The following is a 14,679-nucleotide window of genomic DNA, read 5'->3' as shown; positions in this document are numbered from 1 at the left end:
CAAGTTCACGTCGCGGGCATCGAGACCGCACGTACGGAGCGGATGGAGACCCGCCATGGACGAAGCGTCCCGGACCCCGGCGGCCCTGGCGGCCCCGACCGCTCCCGGTCCGCTCGCCTCCTTCGCCCGGTTCGTGGTGTGCGGCGGCGGTGTCGGTGTCCTCTCCAGCTTCGCCGTGACGCTGCTGGCCCTCTCGATGCCCTGGGGACTGGCGAACGCGGTGATCACCGTCGCCTCCACCCTCCTCTGCACCGAGCTGCACGCCCGCTTCACCTTCGGCGCCGGACGCCGCGCCGGCCGGCGCGAACACTGGCAGTCGGCGGGCTCGGCGGCGGTGGCGTACGTGGTGACCTGCGCGGCGATGTTCCTGCTGCACCTGGTCCAGGCGTCGCCCTCGGCGCTGACCGAGCAGATCGTCTACCTCAGCGCCTCCGGCCTCGCCGGTCTCGGCCGCTTCCTGGTCCTGCGGCTGTTCGTCTTCGCCACGGGTCGCGGTACTGCCGCCGGCACCGGTCGGGCCACGGAGCCGGTTCGGGAGTCCGTCCCGGCCGCCCGCACCGACGGCGAAGCGACGACGGTGACGGCACGACCGGCGGTCGGCAGCCCCATCAGGCACGGGCACGGGTACGCACACGGGCACGGGCATGGGCTCCGGACGGCGCATCTCCCCCGCTGCCGAAACGCCTCCGGCGTCCGGCGGGTCCGCCGAGTCCGACAGGTAGGACCGGTCCGACCTGTCCGGCGGGGACCTGCCCGCAGCGTCGGGGCGGCAGGCCGTCGGGCAGTACCCGGACGTACTGTGCGGACCTCACCGGCGGGCCGACGGCCATCGGCCGGTTCCCTCTGAACAGCCCGGACCTTGTTCCAGCCGACGGCCCCCGCCGCTGCTCACCGGGCCGTCAGGCGCCCAGAGCCCCCCGTACCGTCTGTGCGAGTTCCCCGACCGCGACCACGAGCGGGGTCACCGGCTGGACGAACGCGGTCAGGCGGTCCAGGGCGCGTCGCAGGACCGTCGGCTCCGGTTCCTCCTCGTCGAGTTCCTCCCGCAGGCGCCGCAGTTCCCGCGTGGTGGCCTCGGGGTCGGCCAGCGACTCGCGGTGCTCGGAGAGCAACTGCTCGACCTGGACGAGGAGTTCGGTCATACGGGCGGCGGCCCGCTCCGCGTCCTGCGGCTGGAAGGCGACCGATCCGGAGAACGCCTGGGCGCGATGTCCGATCGCCTGGTTGCCCACGTAGTGCGTGCCGCCGTTGATCACCAGGCCGTTGTTGACGGGCGGTTCCGGACGGACGGGCGGTTCCGGACGGCCGACCTCACTGTTGCTGCTCATCGCCAAATCCCTGTCTTCCGGGGCTACTTCTCGGCGCCGGCGGTGGCGGCCGGGCCGGTCTTCTGTGTGACGTTCTGGGTGGCGCTGGAGCCCGGACCGATCGCCTGGTTGCCGATGATGCTCGTCCCGCCCTGCTGGATGAGGCCCTGGTTGAGGATGGTCTGCTGCTGGCTGCGGAAGTCGGTGATGTCGTAGCCGCGCGCGTCGAGGAACTCCCGGATCGCGGCGAGGGTATGGCGTTCCACCGCCGACGTGATCCGCCCGGCGTCCACCACCTGGAAGTAGTTGTGGTAGGTGGGGCTCAGCGCCATCTCCCGTACGCTCAGCCGGGCGCCGTAGTCGAAGACCGGGTCCTGCTCCAGGGCGGTCAGTTCGTCCACCGTCCGCCGGGTGCGTCTGGCCTCGAAACGGGCCTGGCGCAGCGCGCGGGAGGGCGCGCCGAAGAACGCCGGGCGGGTACGGGGGAGAGCCTCCGCCAGCAGCCCGCGCTGCCGTTCGGGGGTGAGGGGGTCACGCAGGCGGTCCACCACGTGGTAGGCGGCGTTCACCGGACCGAGCACATGGTTGCCGCAGTGCAGGTGCAGGGTCCTGCCCTCGGTCGAGAAGTGCAGGAACACGCTCGGCACCACGTCGCCGCCCCACAACGGCACATGGACCGCCAGATGGTGGCGGACCGTACCCGTCGGATGCAGCATGATCTCCTGGACCGCCTCGGCCGACAGCCGCGTGGTCGGTGTCAGGCCGGTGGCCGACATGAACCGGGGGTCGTCGCCGATGGTCGTGCCGTCCACGAAGACCCGGTCCTCGACGGTGAGGGAACGAAGGTCCTCCGAGGTGGCGTCCGCCGTCCCGTTGGCCCCGCCGCGCGCGGCGACCGCGCGGAGCTGTTCGCGTACGTGGTCGACGAGTTCGACGACGGTGAACGCCTCCGGCTCGGCGGGGCGCGTTGTCCTGCCGGGGGTGTCGTCGGCGGGCAGGAGCGGTACGGCGAGCGACCAGTTGGAGGCGGCCTCGGCGTAGCCGACGAACGGTGAGAAGCCGCTGTACACGGTGACGTTGCCGTCGCGTGCCTCCTTGACGACCGCCAGCCGTCTGGCGATCCACACGCGCCGGGGCACGGTCGGCGGGGGCTGCCGGGTGAACGTCTCGCGGGTCATGGTGGTGCGCAGCAGTTCGTCGACGGCGAGATCGTGCCGCACGACCGTCGCGTACGCGAAGACCGTCGCGCCGGCGGACGCGAGCACGGCCGGTACCCCGGCCAGGTAGGCGCCGAGCAGCCAGCTCGCCGAGCCGGAGACGGGCAGTGCCGCGATGCCGACGCCGAAGAAGAAGGCGCTGAGCACCACCACCGCAGCCGTGAACCCCGTACCCAGCAGAACCCTGCTGTCGGGCTGGCGTCGGCCGCGGGTGGCGAGGCTGGGGCGCGGGCGGCTCACCGCCGTGACGGCGGACAGGAACACCGCGGGGAACACCAGCCACAGCGGCGCGAACAGGGCCACGACCGCGAACGCCCCCGTCAGCCGCAGGTCGCGGTCACGGCGGAGGTCCTGTGCCGCCAGGCAGTGGCGGGCGACCGCCACCAGGTCGACGCCGGGCGAGGGCGCCACGGCGCCCGCCTCGTCGGCGAGCACGCCGTCCACCACCCGGTCGGCGAAGCCGTCGTCGACGTAGGCCGCGGCACACAGGTAGCGGGTGACATCACCCGGCATGCTCCCGACCGGCATGTGCGCCTGCGGGGTCGTCATGGCGGCATCTCCCTTTCCCTGAAGGAACTTTCCCTGAAGGAACGACGGCTTGCCCGCGCGGACGGGACCGGCGGTTCGCGCACCCTTCCGGTCCGTGGTCAGGAGGCCGATGAGGGCTCCGGTCACCAGGCCGAACGCGAGTGGAGCGTGCAGGAGTTCCGCCCGCAGACCGGCGGAGGAGAGCTCCACTCCGTCGACGAAGGTGTCGAGCATCCACCAGCGCAGCAGGGCCACGAGTTCCGACGCCAGCACGGCCCCGACGAGGCAGCGGCTCCAGCCGGCCGCCCCGCGCATGACGCGGGCGAGCGCCACGAGCAGCAGTACGACGCTGAGGTTCTGCACGGCCAGCATGGACGAGCCGAGATAGTCGATCTGCGGGTCGGCGGAGAGGGCCCACCTCGGGACGAACCCTCCCTGGATCAGCCAGCGTGCGGCCTCGCCGTCGTAGTACTCCACGTAGAAGTCCTCGACGCGTCGCTGCCCCCAGGGGCTGCCCACGAGAAGGAGGAAGAGGCACAGCAGGGTGATCCGGCCGCGCAGGGGTGATCCGGCCCGGGACGCTCTCCATCGAGACGTGAACATGTGGCGTTCCCCCCGTCGCCGGTCCCCGCGAGCTGTGGCCGCACCCTATGGCTATCCCCGTTCGCGGTGGCTGGGAACCCGTGAACCCGCGTGACTCAGGCGGTTGTTGTGGAACAACGGAGAGTCCCGTTCGGGGCGGTCGCGACGCCGCCCCGAACGGGACTCGATGGGCACATGGTCCGAAGGGCTACTCGGTGGTGAGGTAGGCGCGTTCGATCGTCTGGACCAGGGTGTTGCCGGTCCGGTCGGTCAGTTTCGCCCGCAGGGAGACGGAGCCCGCGGTGGCCGGGTGGGTCAGCACCAGGTGGGTGCCGCCGACGGCCCTGGTGTGCTGCCAGGTGGCGCCGTCGTCGTAGGAGACCTCGAAAGCGAGCCCGGCGGGCCGCTGTCCGGCCGCCGCGCCCTCGATGCTGAAGGGCACCGTGAACCGTTTGCCCGCCTTCGCCGTGCTGGACAGACTCAGGTCGGGGGAGAACCGGATCACCGACAGCGGGAGGGTGACGTTCCCGTCCTCGGGGGTGGTGGCGGAGCGGAAGGTCCACTCCGTACGGACGCGGGTGCTGACCGGATACACCGCGGGATCACGCGAGGCGTCCACCGTCAGTCTGTACGCGCTGTCCTGGGCGGGAACGGTGTACTCGGTGAGGTCGATCGGCGGGATGCCGTAGTCGTCGGGGATCTCCTTGCCGTCCGCCTGGAGCGAGCTCGTCACCGAGGTGTAGTCGCTGAGGCCCCAGTGGCCGGAGCCGTCGCCGAACTGCGGCAGAAAGGCCCTGATGACGTTCCCGTACCGCACGATCCCCGGGAGTCCCTGAGCCGGTCCGAGTTCACCCGGGGCGGGCAGGACCGGGCCGAAGACGCCGACGTTGAACCGCTCGGTGTAACTGTGACCGGCCTGCCAGGTCCTCGGCATCCGCATCAGGAAGGTCTCGGCGCGCGTCTCGTGGCCCTCGCCGACCATCTGCCACATACGGAAGGACCACTTGACGTCGTTGTCGAGGACGTAGTCGGTGGTGCGCAGCGGCAGTTCGCCGCGCAGGTCGCCCGCGCTGAGGATCAGGTCCCCGTCGGCCGTGTGGGGAGACACCTCGACCTGGACGCGCCTGCCCGCGACGGGCACGCCCACCCGCAGGTCGATCTTGGCGAGCCGGCTGCGCCGGACATCGGCGGCGAAGCCGTCCAGGCGGCCGGCGCGGTTCCAGCCCAGGTGGTAGGTGACCGGCCGGCCCTCGGCGTCCTTACGGGTCCAGTCGCCGGCGAACACGGCGGACACGGTGGACGCCTGGTCGCCGGACGGCTCGGGGCCGAGCTGTCCGAAGCCCGTGCCCTCGAAGGTCGGCAGGTTGAACTCCATGGTGTCCGCGCGCGCCCCCTCGCCCCGGTCGAAGGTGAAGAAGGCCGTGGCCTCGGTGTTCTTCGCCGCCGCGTCGGGGACGGTGACGTCGACCGGCCGCGTCCGGCGGGCGTCGACGGTGACGGTGGTGTCCCGGTCCAGGGTGAGCTTCGGCTGCACCAGCACGGCGTGGGTGGCGGAGTCGAAGGACGGGTGGATGATCCCGCTGAGCGAGTAGTCGCCCTTCGGCAGCCGCACCGTGAGCTCGCCGTCCTGCTCGTCGGCGTAGTCGGCGTAGAACTCGCTGCCGAGGTCGGAGACGGAGGTGGCGGCGTCGCCGGTCGGCTCGCCGTTCTCGTCGAGGTGCTTGAGGGTCAGGCTGTACGACTCGACCTCGCGTTCGACGCCCACGGTGGACCGGACCTGGACCGTGCCGTCGGTGGAGGTGGCCCGCACCGAGCCGCCGAAGCTGCCGTCGGCGCCGCCCACGCGGGTGTCGACGGTCACGGAGGCGCTCGCCGTGTCCCCTGCGGGGACGGTGATCCGGGTGGGGGACACGGTGAACATGCCGTGAGCGGCGGGTTCGCCGTCGACCGAGAGTGCGTCGACGGAGAGGTCGAGGGTGACCGGCCCGGTGCCGAGGTTGCGGTACGTCACCTGCTTGGTGGCCGGGGTGTCGTCGCCGTGGGGCCACTGCTGGAGACCGAAGTCGAGGGACTGCTGTTCGGAGATGACGTTCTGGTCCAGGGCCCGGGTCAGGTCGGTGCGGCCGGTGCCCTGCTGGTAGGAGCTGTAGGCGCCTGGCTTCGCCGAGCCGGTGAGGACCGCTTTGAGGCGTTCGCCGGTCCAGTCGGGGTGCTGCTGGGCGAGGAGGGCGGCGGCGCCCGCGACGTGCGGGGTCGCCATGGAGGTGCCGTCGAGGGTGAGATAGCCGGGTATCCCGGAGGGATACCACTGGGCCAGGAGGCTGCCCGGGGCCTCGGCCGCCGTGATGGCGGCACCGGGGGCGGTCAGGTCGGGCTTGACCCCGCTGTCGCCGACACGCGGACCCCGGCTGGAGAAGTCGGTGAGGACGTCGGCCTTGTCGACGGCGCCGACGGTGAGCGCGGCATCCGCGCTGCCCGGCGAGCCGACCGTGCTCTCACCGGCCTCGCCGTCGTTGCCGGCCGCGATCACGAAAAGCGTGTCGCTCTCCGCGGAGAGGCGGTTGACCGTCTCCTCCAGCGGGTCGATGCCCGGCATGTCCTCGCCGCCCAGGCTCAGGTTGACGACCGCGGCGCCCTGGGCGACCGCCCATGCCATGCCCGCGATGACCCCGGAGTCGCTGCCGGAGCCGTTGTCGTCGAGGACCTTCCCGTTGAGGATCTTCGCGCCGGGGGCGACGCCCTTGTACTTGCCGCCCGCCCCGGCGCCCGTACCGGCCACCGTGGACGCCACGTGCGTACCGTGGCCGAACCTGTCACCGGTGCCGGAGACGGAACCGGTGAAGTCCTGCTCCGCGACCACCTGACTCGCGAGGTCGGGATGCGTGGTGTCGATGCCGGTGTCCAGCACGGCGACCTTCACGCCGGTGCCGTCGTACCCGGCGGCCCACGCGGTGGGTGCGCCGATCTGCGGCACGCTCCTGTCGAGACCGGCCTTGCGCCTGCCGTCCAGCCACAGCTTCTCGACAGCGGTGGAGGCGGTGAACTCCGTTGCCGTGTCGCTCTGTCGGCCACTGCCGGTGACGGCGTTCCAGAAGTCGGCGCCGCGCTTCTTCGCGGGCCGTATCGCTGTGCCGTTGACGACGGGCAGGGCCCGGCCGACCTTCGCCCCCGCCCCGGTGAACGGGCTCATCGAGGGCGCCTTCTTCCCCCGGAACGTCACGATCAGCGGCACGTCACCACGGCCCGCGTCGTCATAGCCGTCCGCGACCAGCTGGGTCACGTCGAACAGCCGGGCGTCCAGCCTGCCGCGCGCCAGCAGCAGTTCCGCGTCACCGGGCACGACCCGGGTGTGACCGTCGGCCACCCGCACGGAGATGGGCACCTTCTCCCGGCCCTCCGCGCGGACCACCCCGGTGACCTTCCCGGCGCCGTCCACCATGACCTGGTCACCGGTCACCAGGGTCACCGTCTTCGACGCCTTGCCCGTACCGGACGCCACGGCGGCCTCCGGCATACCGGACGCCATGGACGTCTCCGCCGTCCTGACCGTATTGGCGCCACTCGTGTCCTGGGCCTCCGCACCCGGGACACCGGCCAGCAGAAGGGCCGTGGAAGCCACCCCCGCCGCCACAACCGCACGTGTTGGTCTCGCGCGCAACTCCACCTGGACTCCTGACACTTCGACATCGGACAGCAGCCGTCGCAGGTACTCCCGACGGCTCGCGCCTAGAGACGGAGCGGGGCGGCGCCGGGTTGGAAAGAACATCCGGCCGGTTTCTGGCGGGAGGTCGGCGGGTGCCCCTCCGCACGCCTCCCTCCTCCACCGTTCGGCCAGTACAGGGGCGGTGCCGGTCTGCGGATTCCGGCCGTTCGGCCGAGGCGGTGGTGCCCTCCGGGGCAGCAGATTGGGCTGCCGGGCCCCGCGGAAGTGCGCGGGGCGACACGGACGGCAGGAGAGTCGGACATGACCAGGGCACCACTGCGCGGGGCGCGGACGAACCGGCACCTGGCGCGGGTCACGACACTGGCGGTGGCCGCGCTGCTCACCACCCAGTGGCTCGCCTCGGCGGCCGGTCTCATCGCGCACTGACCGGGCCGTACCCAAGATGGCACGGCCTCAGGAAGACGCGACAGCAGGAAAGCCGGGCATGCCGGTGTGCGTCCACGACGCCTTCCACGGGCGCGGGGCGCTGCCGTTTCACCGAGGGGGCGGTGGTGCCGCGCCGGCCGGCCGGGCGGGAGAACCCCTGCTTCGCGGTCTCCCGGGCCCACGCTCCCGAGATCCACGACCGGCTGAAGGACGTCGAGCGGTGCCTCGCGGCGGGCCACCCGGCCCGGGAGAGCCGGGACAACCCGATGATCTTCTTCACCCCGCGGTGAGGCGTGTCCAGCGGCCCCTACCGGGGTGCTGCCCGGAGGTTGGCTCCCCGGGCGGGGTGACGCCGGGCGGTGTCCGTCACGGGCGCGGCCGGAGGTACGCGGAGGCGGCCCCTGCCGGGCCGCCTCCGGAGAGGCGTCGGCGGCCCGGTCGCCTCACTTCACGTCACATCACTTCACGTCACATCGACATCGGCATCAGCCGAATACCTGCACCCAGGAGCCGCTGGCGTAGTTCGGGTCGATGTTGCCCGCGTCGTATCCCATGCCGGTCCTGGTGTAGCCGCAGTTGAGGATGTTCGCGCGATGGCCGGAACTGCTCATCCACCCGTAGGTCGGGTTGTTGACCACGCCGTTCGGATCGCCCTCGAAACCCATCGCGATGTTCTCGCCGACGCCACCCCGGGTGTATCCGGCGTCCCTGACCCGGTCGGTGGGGCTCTTTCCACTCGCCGACGTGTGCGAGAAGTTGTGGGTCCGCACCATCTCAACCGCATAGTCGTGGGCGGCCTTCTGAAGGCTCTCGTCGATCACCAGGGCCGCGCAGCCGTTGGCGGTCCGCTGTGCGTTGACGTTGTCGAACGCCTGCTTCTCCAGCGACGTCATCCCGGACGTGTCGGCGGGTGCGTCGGGGGTGATCCCGCTCCACCGCTGATTTCCGCCGCCGTTGCAGGACCACAGCTGAACCGGGGTTCCGTTTGCGACGCCCAGCTCGGCCGCGTCCAGGCACAGGCCCAGGCCGACGTTCTCGACGGTCCCTCCGGACACGACGTCCCACTGCTGGGTGGCGCCGCCCGTGCAGTCCCGGATGACAACGGGCACGCCGTTGACCGCGCTGTCGCTCTCACTGTCCAGGCACTTGCTTCCGTAAACGCCCAGCGCCCTGGTCACGGTGTCGTACGACCACTGCTGGTTACTGCCCCCATTGCAGTCCCAGAGTGTGAGTTCGGTACCGCTCTCGGTCTTTCCGCCGGGCACGTCCAGACATCGCCCGGAATCAGCGCCGCGAAGGGCGGCGGTGGAGACGGCGGCCGATGCCGCCGGGGCGGATATCGCGGCCCCGGCGGTCATCAGCCCCAACGATGCCATTACCAACCCGTATCGCCCGAACCGGGATTTATAACGGTGAGTAGCCAATGGGAAGCTCCTTGCCCGAGTAACGACTCCGTGAGCGCTTCACGCCTCACGTCGGCTCAGACTAGGGCACGCATCGAAACACCGGGACCGTGGTCCGAATTCACCGAAAGGGGGTTTTGTTCTCGGTAGTACATTTATTGTGTTCGGCAATATCCTCTTGACGACGCGCTTTCCGTCAGGCGGAAGACCGGCCAACGGCGGAAGAACGCCTGTCAGACGTCGAACTCGTGATCCCGGGTCTCCGGCAGTGCCAGCAGACACAGAAGGCTCACCAGACAGAGGCCGCCGCTGTAGAAGCCGAGGACGAGCGGGGATTCCCAGTGGCTGTTCAGCCAGGTGGCGATGGACGGGGCGAACCCGCCGCCCAGGGTGTTGGCGAGGATGAAGGCGGCGGAGGCACCGGTGTAGCGCAGCCGGGCCGGGAACAGCTCCGGGAGGAAGGCCGCCACCGGGGAGAACATCAGCGCGAGGAACATCAGGCCGACCGTGTAGGCGCCGGTGATCACCAGCCCGTTGCGTGAGCTGAGCGAGGCGTACATCGGCACCGCCCACACCACGCAGCCGACAGCTCCGGCCAGCATCAGCGGGCGGCGGCCGACCCGGTCGGACAGCCTGGCGACCGGGAGGGTGATGGCGATTCCGGCCGCCGCGCCGATGCTCGCGGCGGTCAGCATCGTGTTCCGGGGGATGCCGAGTTCCTGCGGACCGTACGAGAGGCTGTAGACGATCGTCAGGTAGTAGACGGCCGAGCCGCCGATCGCCGCGCCGGTGCCGAGCAGCAGCCGGCGGGGGTACTGCCGGAGGATCGCCCCCAGCGGGAACCGGGGCGCGAGCAGCGGCTCCGACACGGATTCCGACGCCGTTGCCGAATCCGGCACCGAATCCGATGCCCGCGCCCGCGCCGTGGCCTCGAAGACCGGGGACTCGGAGACCGTCGTACGCACCCACAGGCCGACCACGACGAGGACGGTGCTGAGCAGGAACGGGATGCGCCAGGCCCAGTCGGTGAAGCCCGCCATGCCCACGATGTTCAGGGTGGGCAGGATGACCGCGGTGGAGAGGAGGAAGCCGAGCGAGGGGCCGATGTTCGGGATGGACGCGTACAGCGCGCGGCGGCCCGGGGGCGCGTGTTCGGCGGCGAGCAGCACCGCGCCGCCCCACTCGCCGCCCATGCTGACGCCCTGGAGCAGCCGGAGCGTGACCAGCAGTACGGGGGCGAGGAGCCCGGCGGTCTCGTACGTGGGCAGCAGGCCGACGCCGACCGTGGCCACGCCCATCAGCAGCAGGGAGACGACCAGGGCCCGTCTTCGGCCAAGACGGTCGCCGATCGTGCCGAACAGGACGACGCCGAGCGGGCGGGAGAGGAAGGCCGCGGCGAAGGTGAGGAACGCGGCCAGGGAGGAGAGGGTCGCGTTGCCGGAGGGGAAGAAGGCGGGGCCGAGGACGAGCGCGGAGGCGGTGCCGTACACGGCGAAGTCGTAGTACTCGATCGTCGTGCCGACCAGGCTCGCGACGGCGACCTTCGGGGCCTCGGATTTCGCCGTGGTCGCTGTCGTCACCGTTGCCGCCGTCTTCGCTGTCTTCGGGTCGGCGGTTCTGAGCGGTAATTCAGGCATGGGGGGTCACTTCCAAGTCCTGAGTGGGGAGGGGAGTCACCCTAATCATCGAAATTCAATTTCGACAAGAAGCCCATTCGCAGACGTGGGGCAGAACGCCCCAACGCGCATAGAGTGCGCGAACAGTACGCGCGGGCGCCGTCAACCCCACGTAACCTGTCAATCCGCTGTCAATATTCATGCTCCCCGGCGCATAAAAATTTACCGTCGGTTACACCTTGCCAACGGGCAGCGACGCGAGAATGCTCATGACCGCTTAACTTGAAAGTTCTACAACCATCGATTTTCGGACACGGAGAATCACAATTCCCATGCTGAAAACGGGCAAGCAATTACGCTTGAGAAGACTTTCGCTCGCGGGTGACGACCGACATCTGCTCGTCCCGCTCGACCACAGCGTCTCGGACGGCCCGATCGTCCCCGCCGACAAGTGGGACGGCCTGCTGCGGGCACTGGTGGCCGGCGGGGCCGACGGGATCATCGTCCACAAGGGGCGCGCCCGCGCCTTCGCGCCGGACATCCTGAAGAGCTGCGCACTGGTGGTGCATCTGAGCGCCAGTACCTCCTGTTCCGCCGACGTCCACGCCAAGGTGCTGGTCGCCGACGTCGAGGAGGCGCTGACGCTCGGCGCGGACGCGGTCAGCGTCCATGTGAACATCGGCTCGGACACCGAGGCGCAGCAACTGACCGATCTGGGAGCGGTGGCCCGCTCCTGCGACGCGTGGGGCATGCCCCTGATCGCGATGGTGTATCCGCGCGGCCCCCGTATCGAGGATCCGCGCGATCCGGCCCTCCTCTCCCACCTGGCCAACGTCGCCGCGGACCTGGGCGCGGACATGGTGAAGACCTCCGTCGCCCTGCCGATCGAGCGCATGGCCGAGGTGGTGGCGAACAGTCCCATTCCCGTCCTGGCGGCCGGCGGTCCACCGGACGGCTCCGACCTCGTCGAGTACGGCGCGGCGGTGATGGCCACCGGCTGCCGGGGCCTGGCCGTCGGACGCCGGATCTTCTCCTCCCCGGCGCCCGCCGCACTGGTGGCCCGGCTCTCGGCGGTCGTGCACGGCGGGACCACCGGCATCGGCGGCGACGACCTCGGCGAAGACGGCATCGGTGAGGACGGCGTCGGCGGCGACATCAGCGATGACATGCGCATGGCTAATTACTCGACGATCGTGGCAGGAGTGGCATGAGGTTCGCATGGATCGACCTGCGTGAAGTCCCCCGTCCGCAGCTCCAGGCGGTGGTGGACGCGGCAATCCACGCCCGGATGGCGGGAGTCGTGGCCGCCGACGCCGAGCTGCTCGGGACCCTGCCCCCGACGGTCACCCGGGTACTGGTCGCCGAGGGCGGCGGCCCGGTCACGACAGCCGCGAAGAAGCCCGCCGACAAGGAAGGGAAGGAAGGAGGAAAGGAGGGGAAGGAGGCGAAGGCTCCCGACAAGGACGCCAAGTCCCCGTCCGGGCCCGCCGGTTCACCGTCCGGCACCGGATTCGACGTACTCCTGCGGAAGTTCGGCACCCAGGACGAGCTGGACGCCCTCGCCGCCGAGCACCGGGCCGGCACCCGCGCCGGTGGCACAGGTGGCACACCGGTCTCCGGGTTCATCGACGTACGGGACGACCGCACCCTCCGACTGTCCTGCGCGGGCGCCATGGTGCTGCCGTACACGGTCATCCACTTCGCCGACCCGACCAAGATCCCGCTGGAGATCGTGCTCGCCGCGGCCGAGTCCGCCGAGGGCAAGCTCGTGACGGTCGTCGACGGCCTGGAAGAGGCGGCCATCGTCTTCGACGTGCTGGAGCGCGGCTCGGACGGCATCCTCTTCACACCCCGCAGTGCCGACGAAGTCTTCGCGCTGGCACGGCTGTTGGAGGCGACGACGCCCCAACTCGAACTGTCCACCCTGACCGTGGAGAGCATCCGGCACGTCGGGCTCGGCGACCGGGTCTGCGTGGACACCTGCTCGCACTTCGAGGAGGACGAGGGCATCCTCGTCGGCTCCTACTCCTCCGGGTTCGTGCTGTGCTGCAGCGAGACACACCCCCTGCCCTACATGCCGACCCGGCCGTTCCGGGTCAACGCGGGCGCCCTGCACTCGTACACACTCGGCCCCGACAACCGCACCAACTACCTCAGCGAGGTCGGCTCGGGCAGCGCGCTGCTCGCGGTCGGCGCCGACGGGCGCACCCGCCGGGTCGTCGTCGGGCGGGCGAAGCTGGAATCCCGGCCGCTGCTGGAGATCCGTACCCACGCCGAGGACGGCCGGCTGGTCAGCCTGACCGTGCAGGACGACTGGCATGTGCGGGTGCTCGGCCCGGGCGGAAAGGTCCTCAACGTCACCGAACTGCGGACGGGTGATGAGCTGCTCGGCTATCTGGCCGCCGACAAGCGCCATGTGGGCCTGCCCATCGGCGAGTTCTGCAAGGAGGTATGAGGTCCGATGGGCGAACTCGACGCGGATCTCAGCTCGGATCTCGGCTCGGATCTCGGCTCGGATCGGGACTCGGATCTCGACTTGGACCCCGGCTCGGCTCCTGACGCGGACCTGGCCGCCCTGGTGCAGCGGCTGTTCGACGCCCGCGACGACCGGCTGCCGTATCTGACACACCAGCAGGACACGGTCACCCGGGGCGAGTTACGGGAACGGGTGACCAAACAGGCCGCCGTCTTCGCCGGATACGGCATCGGGCCGGGCAGCACCGTGGGGCTGCGGACCCCGCCGAGTTTCACTCAGATCGAGGTGCTGCTCGCGCTGTGGCGGCTCGGCGCGCAGGTGCTGCTCTTCGACTTCCGGCTCAAGCCGCCCGAGGTGGCGGCGCTCTGCGCGTCCTGCCGGCCGCAGTTCATGGTCAGCGCCGGGTCCAACGTCCGGGCCACGTTCGGTTTCCGGTCCGAGTACGAGGTCGTCACCGAGCGGCGCAGAACCGGGCTGGCGGCCACCACCGGGCACCGGCTCGTCCAGTTCAGCTCGGGCTCCACCGGACGGCCGAAAGTCATCGGCAGGACCGCCCGGTCGCTCGCCACCGAGGTGGACCGCTTCGCCGGGGTCCCGGGCATGCCGGTCGACGGCGACCGGCTGCTGCTGCTCAGTTCGACGGCGCACAGTTTCGGGCTGATCGGCGGGCTGCTGTACTCCCTCGCCGCCGGTGTCTCCGTCGTCTTCGCGCCCCGCGTCTCCGCCCGCGACATCCTGCGGACCTCGCTGGAGCACCGGATCACCGCCCTGTTCGGCGTACCGGCGCACTACGAACTGCTCGCCGCCGCCATCGATCCCCCCGCGCTGCCCGACCTGCGGATCGCGGTGTCGGGCGGCGAGATCATGCCCCCGCGGACCGCGGCCCGGTTCGCGGAGTTGTACGGCGTCCGGGTCGGCGAGGCGTACGGGACCACAGAGACCGGCATCGTCGCCATCGACGTCGGCGGCACCCTGCGCCCCTCGGTCGGCCGGGCGGCGCCAGGAGTGTCGGTCCGGGTCGTGCGGGGCGAACTGGACGTCGCCCTCACCGAGTCGCCGTACCTCTTCGACTCGGGCGGCACCCAGTACGCGGACGGCTGGCTGCACACCCGGGACCGGGCCACGCTGGACGCCACCGGCGCGGTCCTGGTCCAGGGGCGCACCGACTCCCTCGTCGTCGTCGGCGGCCTCAAGGTCGACCTCACCGAAGTGGAGAACGTACTCCGCGAGCACCCGGCCGTCGACCAGGCGGTCCTGGTCCACGAGGACGTGACCGAGGCCTACGTCGCGGTGCGCGCGGATACGGAACGGCCGTCCACCGAGGAGTTGTCGCGGTGGTGCCGGGAGCGGCTGGCCGACTACAAGGTGCCCCGGGTGATCCGGCTGCTGGACGCGCTGCCGCGCACGTCCAACGGGAAGTTGGTGCGGCAGGCCGAGACGTTGCGTTCCGCCGGGTAAGG

General features: G+C 70.8%; 10 protein-coding genes and 1 pseudogene. 6 read left to right on the top strand and 5 right to left on the bottom strand.

Translation table 11 applies throughout. The features are described 5' to 3' along the window. Positions 1-55: 55 nt before the first annotated feature. Positions 56-514: pseudogene (locus tag OG595_RS22005) on the top strand (GtrA family protein); the annotation flags it as partial. 385 nt (positions 515-899) lie between these two features. Here the strand turns inward: OG595_RS22005 and OG595_RS22000 are convergent. From OG595_RS22000 to OG595_RS21990, 3 genes are all read right to left on the bottom strand, one after another. Next, positions 900-1,328 (bottom strand): DUF5955 family protein, encoded by a 429-nt coding sequence (locus tag OG595_RS22000; RefSeq protein ID WP_329274486.1) that lies wholly within the window; start codon positions 1,326-1,328, stop codon positions 900-902. 23 nt (positions 1,329-1,351) lie between these two features. Next, entirely contained in the window at positions 1,352-3,655 is a 2,304-nt protein-coding gene (locus tag OG595_RS21995; RefSeq protein WP_329274483.1) for a hypothetical protein, read from the bottom strand. Positions 3,656-3,842: 187 nt separating this feature from the next. Then, on the bottom strand, positions 3,843-7,160 hold the full coding sequence (locus OG595_RS21990; protein ID WP_443073355.1) for a S8 family serine peptidase: 3,318 nt from the start codon (positions 7,158-7,160) through the stop codon (positions 3,843-3,845). 438 nt (positions 7,161-7,598) lie between these two features. Between OG595_RS21990 and OG595_RS21985 the strand changes: the two genes are divergently transcribed. Together OG595_RS21985 and OG595_RS21980 are read left to right on the top strand one after the other, a co-directional pair. Next, positions 7,599-7,724, top strand: coding sequence for a hypothetical protein (locus tag OG595_RS21985; RefSeq protein WP_329274479.1), 126 nt, complete (start codon positions 7,599-7,601; stop codon positions 7,722-7,724). Positions 7,725-7,849: 125 nt separating this feature from the next. After that, on the top strand, positions 7,850-8,014 hold the full coding sequence (locus tag OG595_RS21980; RefSeq protein ID WP_329274477.1) for a hypothetical protein: 165 nt from the start codon (positions 7,850-7,852) through the stop codon (positions 8,012-8,014). Positions 8,015-8,209: 195 nt separating this feature from the next. On the opposite strand, the gene OG595_RS21975 is transcribed toward OG595_RS21980, so the two are convergent. Both OG595_RS21975 and OG595_RS21970 read right to left on the bottom strand, forming a co-directional pair. Continuing rightward, on the bottom strand, positions 8,210-9,100 hold the full coding sequence (locus tag OG595_RS21975) for a ricin-type beta-trefoil lectin domain protein (RefSeq protein WP_329274474.1): 891 nt from the start codon (positions 9,098-9,100) through the stop codon (positions 8,210-8,212). A gap of 260 nt (positions 9,101-9,360) precedes the next feature. Next, positions 9,361-10,764: an MFS transporter gene (locus OG595_RS21970; RefSeq protein ID WP_329274472.1), complete on the bottom strand. Its 1,404-nt coding sequence runs from the start codon at positions 10,762-10,764 to the stop codon at positions 9,361-9,363. Between the two features lie 311 nt (positions 10,765-11,075). On the opposite strand from OG595_RS21970, the gene OG595_RS21965 reads away from it, so the two are divergent. From OG595_RS21965 to OG595_RS21955, 3 genes are read left to right on the top strand one after another with little or no spacing between them, the layout of a single operon-like run. Further along, a complete protein-coding gene (locus tag OG595_RS21965; protein WP_329274470.1) occupies positions 11,076-11,954 on the top strand; it encodes a 2-amino-3,7-dideoxy-D-threo-hept-6-ulosonate synthase in 879 nt (292 codons plus the stop codon). Next, positions 11,951-13,198, top strand: coding sequence for a 3-dehydroquinate synthase II family protein (locus OG595_RS21960; RefSeq protein ID WP_329274468.1), 1,248 nt, complete (start codon positions 11,951-11,953; stop codon positions 13,196-13,198). The genes OG595_RS21965 and OG595_RS21960 overlap by 4 nt, the downstream gene beginning before the upstream one ends. A gap of 6 nt (positions 13,199-13,204) precedes the next feature. Continuing rightward, positions 13,205-14,677 carry a class I adenylate-forming enzyme family protein gene (locus tag OG595_RS21955; protein WP_329274465.1) on the top strand — a complete coding sequence of 491 codons (1,473 nt, stop codon included), beginning with the start codon at positions 13,205-13,207 and terminating at the stop codon, positions 14,675-14,677. Positions 14,678-14,679: the final 2 nt, after the last annotated feature.

The sequence above is a fragment of the Streptomyces sp. NBC_01451 genome (assembly GCF_036227485.1).
Taxonomy (GTDB): domain Bacteria; phylum Actinomycetota; class Actinomycetes; order Streptomycetales; family Streptomycetaceae; genus Streptomyces.
Note: the sequence above shows the minus strand (reverse complement) of the source record. Positions and strands in the feature narration are given on the sequence as shown.

Bases quoted from the DNA above. Each gene is read 5' to 3' on its own strand.
- OG595_RS22000 (WP_329274486.1), bottom strand. From the start codon at position 1,328: ATGAGCAGCAACAGTGAGGTCGGCCGTCCGGAACCGCCCGTCCGTCCG.
- OG595_RS21995 (WP_329274483.1), bottom strand. From the start codon at position 3,655: ATGTTCACGTCTCGATGGAGAGCGTCCCGGGCCGGATCACCCCTGCGC.
- OG595_RS21990 (WP_443073355.1), bottom strand. From the start codon at position 7,160: ATGGCGTCCGGTATGCCGGAGGCCGCCGTGGCGTCCGGTACGGGCAAG.
- OG595_RS21985 (WP_329274479.1), top strand. From the start codon at position 7,599: ATGACCAGGGCACCACTGCGCGGGGCGCGGACGAACCGGCACCTGGCG.
- OG595_RS21975 (WP_329274474.1), bottom strand. From the start codon at position 9,100: ATGGCATCGTTGGGGCTGATGACCGCCGGGGCCGCGATATCCGCCCCG.
- OG595_RS21970 (WP_329274472.1), bottom strand. From the start codon at position 10,764: ATGCCTGAATTACCGCTCAGAACCGCCGACCCGAAGACAGCGAAGACG.
- OG595_RS21965 (WP_329274470.1), top strand. From the start codon at position 11,076: ATGCTGAAAACGGGCAAGCAATTACGCTTGAGAAGACTTTCGCTCGCG.
- OG595_RS21960 (WP_329274468.1), top strand. From the start codon at position 11,951: ATGAGGTTCGCATGGATCGACCTGCGTGAAGTCCCCCGTCCGCAGCTC.
- OG595_RS21955 (WP_329274465.1), top strand. From the start codon at position 13,205: ATGGGCGAACTCGACGCGGATCTCAGCTCGGATCTCGGCTCGGATCTC.